The sequence below is a fragment of the Nocardia sp. NPDC052112 genome (assembly GCF_040680135.1).
Lineage (GTDB): Bacteria > Actinomycetota > Actinomycetes > Mycobacteriales > Mycobacteriaceae > Nocardia.
The window spans coordinates 153201-167021 of the sequence record NZ_JBFAWD010000014.1; the positions used below are offsets into that span (position 1 = coordinate 153201).

The 13821-nt window shown below is 66.7% G+C and carries 14 protein-coding genes; 8 read left to right on the top strand and 6 right to left on the bottom strand.

Translation table 11 applies throughout. The features are described 5' to 3' along the window. Nucleotides 1–31: 31 nt before the first annotated feature. Entirely contained in the window at nt 32–1054 is a 1023-nt protein-coding gene (locus AB0L58_RS26175; RefSeq protein WP_364390367.1) for an AraC family transcriptional regulator, read from the top strand. Here AB0L58_RS26175 and bla read toward each other — a convergent pair. Beyond that, a complete protein-coding gene (gene bla, locus AB0L58_RS26180; RefSeq protein ID WP_364390368.1) occupies nt 1043–1954 on the bottom strand; it encodes a class A beta-lactamase in 912 nt (303 codons plus the stop codon). The two genes, AB0L58_RS26175 and bla, sit on opposite strands and share 12 nt — an antisense overlap. A gap of 397 nt (nt 1955–2351) precedes the next feature. Here bla and AB0L58_RS26185 point away from each other — a divergent pair, with 397 nt between their 5' ends. From AB0L58_RS26185 to AB0L58_RS26200, 4 genes are all read left to right on the top strand, one after another. Beyond that, entirely contained in the window at nt 2352–5237 is a 2886-nt protein-coding gene (locus tag AB0L58_RS26185) for a BTAD domain-containing putative transcriptional regulator (RefSeq protein WP_364390369.1), read from the top strand. Nucleotides 5238–5763: 526 nt separating this feature from the next. Beyond that, a complete protein-coding gene (locus AB0L58_RS26190; RefSeq protein ID WP_364390469.1) occupies nt 5764–6285 on the top strand; it encodes a YdcF family protein in 522 nt (173 codons plus the stop codon). Between the two features lie 87 nt (nt 6286–6372). Continuing rightward, nucleotides 6373–7965, top strand: coding sequence for a GMC family oxidoreductase (locus AB0L58_RS26195; RefSeq protein WP_364390370.1), 1593 nt, complete (start codon nt 6373–6375; stop codon nt 7963–7965). Nucleotides 7966–7975: 10 nt separating this feature from the next. Beyond that, nucleotides 7976–8695, top strand: coding sequence for a VIT family protein (locus AB0L58_RS26200; protein WP_364390372.1), 720 nt, complete (start codon nt 7976–7978; stop codon nt 8693–8695). Nucleotides 8696–8745: 50 nt separating this feature from the next. On the opposite strand, the gene AB0L58_RS26205 is transcribed toward AB0L58_RS26200, so the two are convergent. Both AB0L58_RS26205 and AB0L58_RS26210 read right to left on the bottom strand, forming a co-directional pair. Continuing rightward, nucleotides 8746–8904: a hypothetical protein gene (locus AB0L58_RS26205; protein WP_364390374.1), complete on the bottom strand. Its 159-nt coding sequence runs from the start codon at nt 8902–8904 to the stop codon at nt 8746–8748. An 11-nt stretch (nt 8905–8915) separates the two neighbouring features. Beyond that, nucleotides 8916–9401: a hypothetical protein gene (locus tag AB0L58_RS26210; RefSeq protein WP_364390376.1), complete on the bottom strand. Its 486-nt coding sequence runs from the start codon at nt 9399–9401 to the stop codon at nt 8916–8918. Between the two features lie 143 nt (nt 9402–9544). Here AB0L58_RS26210 and AB0L58_RS26215 point away from each other — a divergent pair, with 143 nt between their 5' ends. Beyond that, nucleotides 9545–9736 carry a heavy metal-associated domain-containing protein gene (locus AB0L58_RS26215; RefSeq protein WP_364390377.1) on the top strand — a complete coding sequence of 64 codons (192 nt, stop codon included), beginning with the start codon at nt 9545–9547 and terminating at the stop codon, nt 9734–9736. Here AB0L58_RS26215 and AB0L58_RS26220 read toward each other — a convergent pair. Continuing rightward, complete coding sequence (locus AB0L58_RS26220) at nt 9708–10754, bottom strand: DUF418 domain-containing protein (RefSeq protein ID WP_364390378.1); 1047 nt, start codon at nt 10752–10754, stop codon at nt 9708–9710. The two genes, AB0L58_RS26215 and AB0L58_RS26220, sit on opposite strands and share 29 nt — an antisense overlap. Before the next feature lie 258 nt (nt 10755–11012). On the opposite strand from AB0L58_RS26220, the gene AB0L58_RS26225 reads away from it, so the two are divergent. Both AB0L58_RS26225 and AB0L58_RS26230 read left to right on the top strand, forming a co-directional pair. Beyond that, the gene (locus AB0L58_RS26225; protein WP_364390379.1) at nt 11013–11483 is read left to right on the top strand and encodes a MarR family transcriptional regulator; all 471 of its coding nucleotides are present in this window, start codon (nt 11013–11015) and stop codon (nt 11481–11483) included. Beyond that, the gene (locus AB0L58_RS26230; protein ID WP_364390381.1) at nt 11480–11848 is read left to right on the top strand and encodes a DUF5313 family protein; all 369 of its coding nucleotides are present in this window, start codon (nt 11480–11482) and stop codon (nt 11846–11848) included. Before AB0L58_RS26225 ends, AB0L58_RS26230 begins: the two co-directional genes overlap by 4 nt. 5 nt (nt 11849–11853) lie before the next feature. Here the strand turns inward: AB0L58_RS26230 and AB0L58_RS26235 are convergent, their stop codons facing one another. Both AB0L58_RS26235 and AB0L58_RS26240 read right to left on the bottom strand, forming a co-directional pair. Continuing rightward, a complete protein-coding gene (locus tag AB0L58_RS26235) occupies nt 11854–12498 on the bottom strand; it encodes a response regulator transcription factor (protein ID WP_364390383.1) in 645 nt (214 codons plus the stop codon). Then, nucleotides 12495–13667: a histidine kinase gene (locus tag AB0L58_RS26240; RefSeq protein WP_364390385.1), complete on the bottom strand. Its 1173-nt coding sequence runs from the start codon at nt 13665–13667 to the stop codon at nt 12495–12497. The genes AB0L58_RS26235 and AB0L58_RS26240 overlap by 4 nt, the downstream gene beginning before the upstream one ends. Between the last annotated feature and the right edge of the window lie 154 nt (nt 13668–13821).

Genomic DNA, 13821 nt, shown 5'->3' on the forward strand with positions numbered 1-13821 from the left:
TTTGCACGACAAGTATTTGATTCTGAGCGACATGTCGGTGATTCGGTCCGCGGGGTTGCGCGGATTTCGCGCGACGGTGGCCGAGCTGGGCGGAAACGCCGAGGAGTTCGCCACCGCCGCCGGACTGCCGATCGCCGCCCTCGATGCCGATGATCTGCTGGTACCGGATCAGGCGGTCGCCGCGGCGCTGGAGCTGGCCGCGCAGCGGCTCGACTGCCCCGACCTCGGCCTGCGCATTTCGTATCGACAAGATCTGGATATGCTCGGCCCGCTGGCCCTGGCCATCCGGAACTCGCCGACGCTCGCCGATGCCCTCGAATGCTGTTCGCGCTATCTGTTCCTGCACGCGCGGTCGCTGCGCCTGACCCTCGCACCCGACCCGTATGGCGACCGCGGCGTCACCGCCCTGCGCTATGGCGTTCAGCCCGGCGGGCCGACACCGGTCCAGGGCACCGATCTCGGACTCGCCTTCGTGCACCGCACATTTCAACGGCTGGTGGACGTGCGCTACGGGCTGCGCTCGGTCGAACTGCCGTACCGGCCCGTCGCGCCGATCCGGATCTATGAGGAGTTCTTCGGCGCACCCGTGCGGGTCGAGCGCCCCGCGGCGGCGTTGCGCGTGCCGATCAGCCTGGCGACCCGGCCACTGAGCGGCGGCGACGAGAATCTGCACCGCTTGGCCATGGCATTCCTGGCCGAACAGTCCGGCGGCGCGGATGCCGCCACCGCACCGAAGGTCCACGCCGCCGTACAACAACTGCTCGGTACTGCGCCACCGGAAATCACCGCCGTGGCAAGGCTTTTGACGATCCATCCACGCACGCTGCAACGTCGCCTCGCGGCCGAGGACACCGCGTTCGCCACCATCCTGGATACCGTCCGGCGCGACGCGGCCCGGCGCTACCTGACCACCACCGATATGCCGATGAGTCAGGTCGCCTCGCTGATCGGACTGTCCGAACAGGCCACCTTCACCCGGTGCTGCCGAAGATGGTGGGGCACAACGCCTACCGCCGTTCGCCGCGAAGGCGCGCAGCACCGGCTACCGCAGTAGACCGACGGCCTCCTTGGTTGCCTCCGCCACCAATCCGTTGTCCGCCTTCGCATCTGGGCCGGTATGGGTGGTCAGCACCGCGAGCACTATCGGTGCGGCACTACCTGTTGGCCAGGTGACAGCAACGTCGTCGGCCGAGCCGTAGTCGCCGGTGCCGGTCTTGTCGCCGGTCTTCCAATCATCCGGCAGTCCGGCGCGAATCCGAGCACCGCCGGTGGTGGTGGCGACCAACCACGCCGTCAGCTGGGCACGCTCCGGTGCGGCAAGTGTGTCACCGACCGTCAGTGCCCGATAGTCGGCCGCGATTGCCGCGGGTGTGGTGGTGTCCCGCTCGTCGCCGGGGATGGCGGTATTGAGCTGCGGCTCCCAGCGATCCAGGCGGGAGACCTGATCGCCGATGGATCGCAGGAACCGCGTCAGCGCCTGCGGACCACCGAGGAGCTTCAGCAGTTCATTGCCCGCGGCATTATCGCTGCGGGTAATCGCCGCATCGCACAGTTCCGATACCGACATACCGCTGTCGATGCGGGTACCGGTGACCGCCGAACCGCCGGCGGCCGCCACATCCGCCTCGGTGAAGTGCATGATCTGATCGAAATACCCTGTGGCCAACGGATGTTCACGCAACAGCGCGGCGCATGCGAGCGTCTTGAATGTCGACATCATCGCGAACCGCTCGTCCTGGCGGAAGCCGACGGTCTTTCCCGAACCGGTATCGACGGCGAAGACCCCGAGCCTGGCCTGATGCTGCTGCTCGATATCGGCCAATCGCCCCACCGGAGTCGGTGCCGGATCCGGAGCCTTGGACTCGGCTCCACATGCGCCGAGCAACAGCACCGTCGTCACCAGGGCCAGCCCCACACGAGCCGAGCCCCGCCCGTGTCTACCGATCTTTGTCATGGCGACACGACAACACAGTGCCGATCCGCCTGTCCAAGACCGACCTGGCCGAAAGCCGATATCGAAACCGATATCGCCGCAGCGTAGCACCCCTGTCCTAGGGGCTCGCGGCACCGAAAATCGCCGCCGATATTTCCGCGCCAGGCGAGATGTCCGCCGGGCGCCACGCGCCGAAACGCCTGGGCCGCAACGGATCGGCCGATGCGGTCCGAGACCGGATGGAACGGGCCCGATCCTTCGTCGGTGAGGGAGGTTACGACGTGCGGCGCCGCCACCCCATCGGCCCAAGGTCGCGGCAACCGCGCTAGCAGGGATCGATGAACGCCGGATAGTCAAGGAATGAACGAGCCGTTCGCCGGATGCGCGCGTAAGCTCCCGGGTCCGGGAGGTCGGGTCAGTGCAGTTTTCAGTATTGGGTGAGGTCTGCGGGTGGCGTGGGGAGACGCCGCTCGAATTGGGGCCTCCGCAACGTCGCGCGGTACTGACCGCGCTGTTGCTGCGTGCCGGAAAGTCGGTCACCGCAGCGGAATTGGTGGAGGGGATCTGGGGCGAGGATCCGGTGCCACGCGCCATCGCGGCGCTGCGTACCCACGTCGCACAGTTGCGTCGGGTACTGGAACCCGATCGGACTTCGCGCGCACCGTCGACGGTGCTGGTCTCGGTCGGTGACGGCTACGCCCTGCGAATCCCGCCGGGCTCGACCGATATCGAGGCGGTCGAGGCCCTGGTGGCCACGGCCGAACGGATGCGCGGTGAAACGCCGGACGCGGCACGCGCGGCATTGATCGACGCACTCGCCCGCTGGCGTGGGCCCGCGCTCAGCGGATTGGCCGGACCTTTCGCCGAACGACACCGCATCCGGCTAGAGCAGTGGCGCCTTGCGATTCTCGAGGACCGGCTCGCCCTCGATATCGAGGTCGGCCGTGCCGCCGATGCGGTCGCCGAACTGGGGCCGCTGATCGATGAGCATCCGCTGCGCGAACGGTTCCGCGCGCTGCTCATGGCCGCGCTGTATCACTGCGGCCGCCAAGCCGAGGCGCTCGAGGTGTTCGCGCGGGCCCGCCGCGATCTGGTGGACGGTATCGGCGTCGAGCCAGGTCCGGAGCTGACCGCCATGCACGAACGCATCCTGCGCGCCGAAATGCCGACACCGCGACAGAGCGGCTACGGCCCGGAGCCGATCGTGCCCGCGCAGTTGCCGCCGGATATCGCCGATTTCACCGGCCGCGCGCAACTGGTCGAACGCATCGCCGAGCACTTGACCGGCGGCGGCAGCGCGGTCGCCATCTCCGCGGTCGGCGGCATGGGCGGCGTCGGCAAGACCACATTGGCGCTGCATGTGGCCCATCACGTGCGCGATCGCTTCCCGGACGGACAGCTGTATGTGAACCTGCGCGGCGTCGATCCGGTGCCGACCTCGCCCGGTGATGCGCTCGGTGGATTCCTGCGTGCGCTCGGTATCGCGGAGGGCGCGATTCCGGGCACCGTCGACGATCGCGCGGCCGAACTGCGCACCCGCCTCTCCGGTAAGCGCATGCTGATCGTGCTCGACAATGCCCGTGGCAGTGCGCAATTGGCGCCGCTGCTCGCCGGAACACCCGGCACCGCAGTATTGATCACCAGTCGTTCGGCGCTGACCGAGATGTCCGCCGTGCGCCGCACGCGCCTCGATGTACTGGAACGCGAGGAGGCCATCGCGCTGCTGATCCGCATCCTCGGCCCGGAACGTGTCGCGGCCGAGGACAGCGCGGCGCGGCAGGTCGTCGAGTTGTGCGGATGTCTGCCGTTGGCGGTGCGCATTGTCGGCGCGCGACTCGCGGTGCGACCGCAATGGACCATCGGATCGTTCGCGGCGCGGCTGGCCGACGAGAAGGGACGGCTCGCGGTGCTGGAGACCGGCGAACTCGGCGTCGAGGCCGCCTTCCGGCTCGGCTACGGGCAGCTGAACGAGCAGCAGGCCAAGGCCTTTCGCATGCTGGCGCTTGTCGACTTCCCGGATCTGCCGGTCGACGGCGTGGCCGCGGTGCTCGGTATCGCGGAGTCCGAGGCCGAGCGGATATGCGAATCACTGGTCGACCTGAGCCTGCTCGAGACGACGGTGCCCGGTCGCTACCGATTCCACGATCTGCTGCGTCTGTTCGCCCAGAGCGTCGCCGACGAGGACGAGTCGGCGGTGCTGGTCCGGCTGCTGGACTACTACCTCGCGGGTGCGAAGAACCTGCTGAGCGCCATCGATTACAGCAACACCACGCGTCTGTTGATCCCGACCACGGTGCCCGGCCGACGGTTCGCCAGCGGCGCCGAGGGACAGGTATGGAACGACGTCGAGCGGCCGGTGGTGATCGCGCTGCACCGGCAGGCCGCCCGGGTCGGTGGCCGCGCCCTGCAGGTGGCCGCCGATCTGGCCTGGGTCATGGCCGAACTGATGGACGCGGGTACCCGCGCCAGAGAACTGTCCGAGGCACTGACGGCCTTGCTGGACACCGCGATTCGCGAGTCGCACGCGAGCGAACGCCGCATCCGGGTCGCACTCGGTGCGCTGCTGCAGGTCGGGCTCGGCGAGGTCGAGGCGAGTCTGAAATATCTCGACGCCGCGGCCGGGCCACCCACCGACGACGCCGATCGCAGGATCGCGGTGCTCTCGGAGGTACTGCTCGGCATTGCCGATCGACGACTCGGCGAGATCGAAACATCGCGTCGGCATTTCGAGAATGCGATGCGCTTCGCGCGGGAACTCGGTGACCGGTCGATACAGGCCTGGTGTCTGGCCTTGGTCATCCGAACCTATTGCGAGGCAGGGCGATACGACGAGGCGGTCGATATCGCCGGCCGGGCCATCGCGCTGGCGCAGGCGTCGTCCAATCCGGTCGCACTCGGTTGGGCCACCCACGAATTGGCGGCCACGCTATCTATGCGCGGCGAGCACGAGCGCGCACTCGAGCTCGGCCATGATGCCGTGCGGATCACGCAACGCAATGGCGTACGGCTCTGGGAAGGGTGGGCGCGAACCAGATTGGCGCAGATCCAGCTACGCGCGGACAATGTGGCCGATGCGGAAACCCAAGCCGCCGAGGCGGTTCGGCTGCTCACCAAGGCCGCCGATCCGATAGATCGGGCGCGTGCCATGACCCTGCACGCGAGCGCGTTGGCCGCGCAGGGACGCACCGGCCCGGCCGCGGCGGAATTCGGCGAGGCCGCCGAGATCTTCCGGCGCGCGGGGCTGGCACCGCCCACCATCGACCGGCTGTTCAGCGCCGAGCCGACCGCCGATATCGCGGATTAGGCGGCGTTTATTCCACGTTTATCGGGCGCTGATGGTTGCCTGGAATTCTCTCGGGCGATGCGATCGCCGTCGCGGGTGGAGCCGGAGGCCACTGTGCGGGCGCACTGCATACCGACTTGTGTGCGAGGGGTACGCAAGGCGTATCGACATGCCCACAAGTGGTCTTCCTGATCGACAGGTTCACCCGATCGCGGGCGTCGCATCGACAGCGGCTGCGGGCCCGCCGGGTCCGGTCCACACAGCCCGCGCACGCCGTGGTCGCCCCGGCAGCACCGGTTGCCGGTGCGCCCGGTCCGTCCCCCATCTGAAAGAACTCCGAGTCGCAATCGCCAGGTCCTGACATGCCGGGTCGGCTCCCGGTCGCGGCCCCTGGACCAGCACAGAACATCCTGGTGCTGGCCGGACCGCTGCGGTCGTCCTGTCCCGCACCGAGATTCGATATCGAAACAGGTGTGAACTGCGCCTACGTCGGACCGGTGCGCATGTGGGTATCGTCGGAACGGTGCCCGGCTTGCGACGTGCTGGTTTGTATTTCAGTACACTGTTCGCCCTGGTCGCCGTCCTCGGTGTGGCGGGTCTGCCGGTGTATGTGTATCCGCAGACCGATCCATTGCGCCGGGCCGATGCGATCGTGGTGTTGGGCGGCACCGCCTATGAACGATTCGATGTCGGTCTCGATCTCGCCGAACGAGGATACGCACCGCAATTGTTGATCTCCCGATCGACCGGCGAAAACGATTCGGTAATGGACCGGTACTGCGCACCCCGATTCGAGTTCACCGTCAGCTGTTTCGTACCGGATCCGTGGACGACCGACGGTGAGGCACGTGAGATCCGAAGGCGGGCAGACCTTTACGGCTGGCACCACATCATCGTCGTGACTTATACCCCGCATGTGTCGCGGGCCAGGTACATCGTCGGCAAATGCTTCCACGGCGAATTGACCATGGTCGCCAGCCCCAGCGACCGCGGCCCGAAGTTCTGGACCTGGATGTACATCCGGCAGTCCGCAGGGTACGTGCGGGCATTCTTCACCCGAGGTTGTTGAACCGCGAACGCTCGAATGGCCGGTCTCATACGCTGGACGAGACGCGCGCCGCACAGGGGTGGATACGGTTGTGGGAGAGGACCGCCGTTGCGAATCGATGAGCTGCGAACGGTCGGTGACGACGAGTTGACCGCCGATATCGTCATTATCGGATCCGGTCCCGCCGGCCTGACCATCGCGACCGAACTGTCCGGAACATCGCTGCGTGTGCTGGTGCTGGAAAGCGGTGGGCTGACCGCGACCGACCAGGTCGACGCGCTGGCCGAGATCGAGAATGCCGGCGCGGGCCGGGCACAGTCGGACCGGGTCGCGGGCGATCGGATCCTCGGTGGCGCCTCGCATACCTGGAGCGGTCGCTGCGGTCTGCTCGACGACCTCGATTTTCGCCGCCGCCCTTGGGTTTCCGGTTCCGGCTGGCCGATTCGCGCGGCCGACCTCGAACCGTATCTGGTGCGCGCGGCCGAACACATCGGCATCGGCTACGGCAGCGGTTTCACCGATGACACGTTCTGGCAGTTGGCCGGGCGGGCCCAACCCGCGGACGCCCTCGATCCGACGCGCTTGCGTCCGTACTTCTGGCAGATCAGCCGGGATCCGGTGGACCCGTTCGACTGCAAGCGCTTCGGCGCGCACGTGAAAGATCTTGTCGCGCCGAATGTCCGGGTGCTCGTGCATGCGACCGTCACCCACGTCGACACCGATCCCGAAGGTAACCGGGTGGTTTCGGTTCGGGTCGCCGGGGAAGACCCACGGCCGCGTTCGGTGCGCGCACGAATCTTCGTTCTGGCCACCGGCGGCATCGGAAATCCGCGGCTGCTGTTGGTATCTCGGCAATCCTTGCCGGGCGGCATCGGCAACCGGCACGACATGGTCGGGCGCTATCTGATGGATCACCGCTGCGGCGCGGTCGGTGCATTGGATCCGGCCGTGGCGGGCAGTGCGCTGGAACGCTTCGGCAAGTATGTGGTGAAGACGGCACACGGCAGGCACACCTTCCTGCATGGTGTCGCACTGTCGCCGAAGCTCCAGGAGGCCGAGGGCCTGCTCAATTGCGCACTGTGGTTGCAGGAGGTGCTCGCCGAAGACGATCCGTGGGAGTCGGTGAAGCAGTTACTGCGTGGACGCGGCGATCGCCACGATGCGCGGATCGCGGTGCGCCATCCCGGATTACTGCTCGCTGGCGCGCGGCGCCGGCTCATCCAGCACGCCGGACTGCCGCACAAACTCGATCGAATCGAATTGCGCTGCATGGTCGAACAGCTGCCGAACCCGGACAGCCGCATCACGCTGACCGACCGCACCGATCGGCTCGGTGTGCCGCTCCCCCGCATCGATTGGCGGGTGCATACGGAGGAAGACAGCACCGTGCGCCGGGCAGCGGCGGTGACGGTCGAGGAGTTCGCGCGACTGGGATTTCCGACACCGACGCTGTACGACTGGGCGCAGGTGGACAGCAAGCGACCGCCGGTACTCACCGATTGGGCACATCCGACCGGAACCACCCGCATGTCGACGGATCCGCGCGACGGCGTGGTCGACACCGACTGCCGGGTGCACGGGGTGCGGAATCTGTTCGTCGCGGGCAGTTCGGTTTTCCCGACCACCGGCCATGCGAATCCGACCCTGACGATCGTGGCGCTGGCGGTTCGGCTAGCTGATACTTTGCGGACTTTCGCATAGTCTGCGGCCTATGGACACGACGCCTTCGCCGCACCCGCATGAACCGCATCGTGAGGGGCTGGCGTCGCGGCTGAACTGGTTGCGCGCGGGTGTACTCGGCGCGAACGACGGCATCGTTTCGACCGCGGGTCTGGTCGTCGGTGTCGCCGCGGCCACGACCAGCACCTCGACCATTTTCACCGCGGGCATCGCCGGAATCACCGCGGGTGCGATCTCCATGGCCGCGGGCGAATACGTATCGGTGAGCACCCAGCGGGATTCCGAGCGGGCGCTACTCGCCAAGGAACGCACGGAACTCAAGGAAGAACCGGACTACGAGCTGGCCGAACTGGCCGATATCTACCAGTCGAAGGGGCTGACACCGGAGACCGCGCGCAAGGTGGCCGAGGAGTTGACCGCGCACGACGCCTTCCTCGCCCACGCCGACGCCGAACTGGGGCTGAACCCGCGCGAGCTGACCAACCCGTGGGCCGCGGCCGTCTCCTCGGCGGTCTCGTTCACTGTCGGTGCGCTACTGCCGCTCTTGGCGATCCTCTTGCCGCCGACTACCGCGCGTATTCCGGTGACATTCGCGGCGGTGCTGATCGCGCTGGCACTTACCGGGTCGGTCAGCGCCCGGCTCGGCGGCAGCAATCGCGGGCGCGCGGTGTTGCGGGTGGTGATCGGTGGTGCGCTGGCAATGGCGATCACCTACGGTATCGGTCAATTGGCGGGCATTGCCGGGGTATGAGGACGGGCCGAAGGGAACCTTCGGCCCGTCCTGTGCGCGGCGCGTCGGCGTCAGTAGTAGTGCCGCCGACCGGCGACCGGGCGCCGGCCCACCGACCCGACGAGTGCGAGTATCGCGCCGATGATCAGCAAGATGATTCCGGCCGTGGTGAGCAGACCGATACCGAGTAGATATCCGACAATGAGGAGTATCAAGCCGAGGATGATCATCGTTCTTTCCTTTATTTGGTCGTCTTGACCGTTGTGCGGCCGGATGTTTCGGCCGACGCCGACCCGTTGGGCCTGCGCAGGAACCGATTCCAGCTCCACACCGGCTTACCGCCCTGCGGCGCAGGGGCTTGCGCGGTGGGTTTGGTCGCCGGTGGCGCCGCGGCGGGCGGCGGTGTGCCGCCACGCTTGGTGGCCTGCTCGGCCGCCTTTTCCTGGGCCGCCAACTCCCGGCGCGACTGCCGCAGATCGCGCCGTGCGGTGCTGCTGCGACGGGAACTACGCCAGACACCCGCGAGCAGCAAGCTCAGGCCGAGCATCCCGATCGCCCCGATCGCCATCCCGTAGAGGAAAAGTTCCCCCGCGGAGACCGTCAAGTGATAGTCGAATACCCCGAAATCGCTGGGCGCGGTACGAACTTCGCCCGTATTGGCCGCCACTCCGGCAACGCCGACAATTACCGCGCCGATGAGAACGACGAGCCCGATGATAATGATCATGACAATCCCGTTGCGCTGATTGATATTACCTTCTGGCTATGCCCGGATATTTCGAAATCAAACCCGGTCGTCGCGGCGTTTGAAAACCGCCGATTCGGCTATCTGCCGAACCGAAGGACAGCTACCTACCAGGGGGGGTCGTGATGACCTATACCTTCGATATGACCGATTACTCCGACGAACGCGCCGTCGTCGCCGAACGCGCGCTCTACAGCCTCGGCGGCGTGCAATCGGTCGACGTCGACCGCACCGCGGAAACCATCACCGTCAATTCCACTCTCTCCTACGGTGAAGTACTCGATGCGATCAGGTCCGCGGGCGTCGGCGCCAAGTAGTCGCTGAGCGGACCTGGTGTATTCGCTCGGACTCATCCCCCGCACGCGGATTGGGCACCAGCTGCCACCAGGTCACACAGCGCCACACCCATTCCAGCGGGCCGTAGCGGAACCAGCGCATCCAGTAGAAACTCCACAGCGCCTGCACCGCGATGATCCCGGTGGCCGAGCCGAGCAGTGCGTCATAGCGATTGGAATCGGATAGGCCGAGCCATGAGTCGGCGGCCAGGATCAGTCCGGTTGCCGAGACGTAATTGGTGAGAGCCATCCGTCCCATCGGCTCGAGCACCTCAGCGAATACCGCACCGGAATCGGTGCGCAGGAACAGCAGGAATCCGGTGAGATAGGCCAGCGCGCCGAGCAATCCGGCCACCGGGGCCGCGCTGCCGGTCCACAGATCGACATACGGCGTGCGGTACTCCCATACCCCGGCGGCCAGTGCAGCGGGCACGGCCAGCACCAAGACCACCGCGATCCACCAGCCGTAATAGCGCAGGTCATCGACGAGGCCGAAGCGATCGGCGGCCAGGCCGAGCAGGAACAGGCCCGGTACCAACCCGAGGCCACCACCGATCGTGACCGGCACGCCGATCGTGGTGATCAGCCCGGCGAGCAATATCACCCAGCGCGGCAGCCCGGCCGCGGGCAGCAGCACCACCAGCCCGACGATCGCATACGGCAGCAGCGCCTCACCCGGCTGGAATACCTGGTGGATCAGGCCGAACACACCGAGTGCGATGAGCCGACGCGTAAGTATCAGCCGCGGACGGTCGCCGCACTCGGCGGCGCGGTCGAGAAACAGCGAGAAGCTGAGCCCGAACAGGAACGAGAAGATCGGGAAGAACCGTCCCTCGAACAGCACGGACAGCACATGCCGTATCGGATCCACGGTGCCCGGCGCGACAGTCGCCCGCATATCGGTGAGCTGCCAGATATCGGCAATGAGAATCCCGCACAGCGCGAAACCGCGCACCGCGTCGACCTCGTGGCTGCGCGGGCGCGTACCGGCGGGATCCATAGCTATACGCTATCGAGACTCATCCCGATTCCCGGCTCGAGACATGCACATCCAGTGCCCAGCTCAGCCCGGGTTGCGGCGACCGGCACGCTCGAGAAGAGCTTTACCTCAGCACGCGACGACCAGCACGACAGGCGAACACGTCCAAGGTATCGCGAACCCTGCCGCATCCAACTCTTACACATGCGGGTGAACTCGAACACTAATACTTAATGCATTAACTATTCATGCGCTAAGGTTGTGCATCGAGGAGGTTCTATGGAGATCGACGATCCGTTGCGGCTGGATCGGCAGGTGTGTTTCGCACTGGCCGTGGCCAATCGGGCGGTGCTCGGGATATATCGGCCGCTGCTGGAACCGCTCGGGCTGACGCATCCGCAGTATCTGGTGATGTTGGCGCTGTGGGGCGAGGCGCCGATGTCGGTCAAGGCGATTGCCGAGGCGATTCAGTTGGATTCGCCGACACTCTCGCCGCTGCTCAAGCGGCTGGAGTCGGCCGGGTTGATCACCAGGGGCCGCGATAGTCGGGACGAGCGCAACCTCGTGGTGGATCTGACCCCGGACGGACGTGCGCTGCGCAAGCAGGCCGAGCAGATTCCGCCCGCCGTGGTGGCACGACTCGGCGTGACATTGGCGGATCTGGAGGAGTTACGCGACGTACTGACCCGAGTCAACCAGGCCGCGCGCCATGCGGCCGACCCAGCGACGTCACGAGGAGTGCACGCATGACCCGACCCAATCCCATCCAGTGGATCGGCTATGCCTTCGGGCGGCGCCTGCCGGATTCGTTGCGCGAGTGGGTGCGCAACGACCTCACCGGCAAGTACGCGACGCCACGTCATCTCGTGCGCGGGTTGGTGCCGTTCACACCGTTGTTCGCCGTATTCCTGCTGTTCCCAGGCGAATTGTGGCTACGCGGGTCGATGGTGTTGTTGGCGTTACTACTCGCACTGTTCTACACAACGGCGTTCATGCCGATGAATCGGGCACACCGCCTGGCCAAACACGGACTGCCAGCGGATTTGGAGAATCCGGAGCGGGCGCGGCGACGGGCCCTCGAGCGCGCGACCTACGCGGCACAGCATCCGCATTGAGGTCCTCAGCGCTGACCGGCACCCAGCACCGCGAGCCGAACACGATTGGTGGCACCGGTTTTCGTCATCAGATTGCCGATATGCGTCTTGACCGTGGTGACGCCGAGATGTAGGCGCTCGGCGATCTCGGCATTGGACAGGCCCGCCGAAACCAAGGTGAGCACTTCGGCCTCACGCCGGGTAAGTCCTTGTGGTGCAGCGGAATCCGCGCTTCGGTCGACCCGCCGCGCGGTGACGGCGGATGCCACGAGTCGCTGTAATACGGCCTGGCTGAACGGTGACTCGCCCCCAGCCGCGCGGCGGATGCCGTCGAGCAGATCGGTGGGCGAGGCATCCTTGACCAAGAACCCACATGCTCCCGCCGCGAGTGCGGGGTACAGGTGGTCGTCATCGTCGAAGGTGGTCAAAGCCACGACGCGGATCGCCGGCCTGGTCGCGAGAATGCGTTCGGTGGCGCGGATTCCGTCCATACCGGGCATGCGCAGATCCATCAGGACGACATCGGGGGCGGTCCGCTCGGCCAGCCGCACCGCCTCTGCGCCGCTGGCCGCCTGCCCGACGACCTCGAGTTCGGTATCGGTCGCACACAGCATGTGCAGTCCGGCGCGTACCAACTGCTGGTCATCGACGATGAGTACTCGAATGGTCATAGCCCCACTGCCTTTCCGATGGGAATCGCGGTCGGCAGCGATGCGTCGAGCCGCCAACCGGAATCACCCGGCCCGGCAATGAATTCGCCGCCGAGCAGTTCGATCCGCTCGCGCAATCCGACCAGGCCGAGCCCCTGCCGGTTGCCCATGCTGGTCTGCATGCCGTCGTCGCGCAGGACGAAATCCACCGTTCCATCCGCACGTGTCGTAATGGCCAATCGGGCGCTCGCCCCCGAACCCGCGTGCTGCACGACATTCGCGACGCCCTCCTGTGCCAATCGCAACAGGGTCAATGACCGCAGGGCATCCACCGCGGTCACCGCATCGTCGACCTCGACCGCTACGTTTGTGCCCAATTGCCCGGCCCGCTCCGCGACAGCCGCGATCGCGGCGGGCAGATCCGTCGGCGCGATGAAGGATTCGCCAGCCATTGCCGGATCTCGCAGTACCGATACCAGAAGCCGCAGATCAGCAAGGGTTTCGGTGCCGCTGGCGTGAATATCGTCGAGTACCTCCCGGACCGCGGGCGGCGCGTCCGGAACCGCATGCCGGGCCACGCCGACCCGCAGCACGGTGGACGAGACGTGATGTGCGATCAGATCGTGTAACTCCCTGGCGATGGCGGTACGCTCCATCGCTCGCGCGGCCGCGATATCGGCCTCGCGACGCTGCGAAATCTCGCCGGCCAGTTGCCTGGCTCGGTCGGCGCCCTCGCGTGCCGCGTACAAGAGATGTCCGATCAGCAGCGGTGCACCCGCCATGACGAGCGCCCGGTAAACAGTCGCCGCCTGCGCTCCCGAGGGATGCAGCAGGTAGGCCGCCCCCAATGCCCCCGCCGCCACCCACGGCTGCCATCCACTGCGCCGGGCCGCGAGCTCGGTGAGCGCGATCGCGGCACCCACCTTGGGCACCACCGGTCCGGTAGCGCCGATCTCATAGCCGAGCACCAATAGGCCCGTCACCAGCAGTGATGTGGCAAACGGCCAGCGGACGCCGGCCGCCGTCACGAATACCGCGAGCAGCCCGATGATCCAGTCCACCGGGCCGGGCGCATCCGAAAGCAGCAGCAGGCAACCGATCCCCGATGCCGACAGCACTCCGATACGCACCGGCAGTGCGCGCACATCGAGCAGCCAGTCCACACCCCTGGTCACACCCGAATCCGCCATGCAGACCATGATGCCCGGCAGGTGCCCACCGCGACTCCTCCCGGCGGAGGATGCCCATCCTCCGAATCGGCGCGAGAATGGACGCTCGAGCCGAACATCCCGGCCCAGCGGGAACCGGAACGCCGGCTTTCCTGCACAGAAGTGCCTGGCCCGC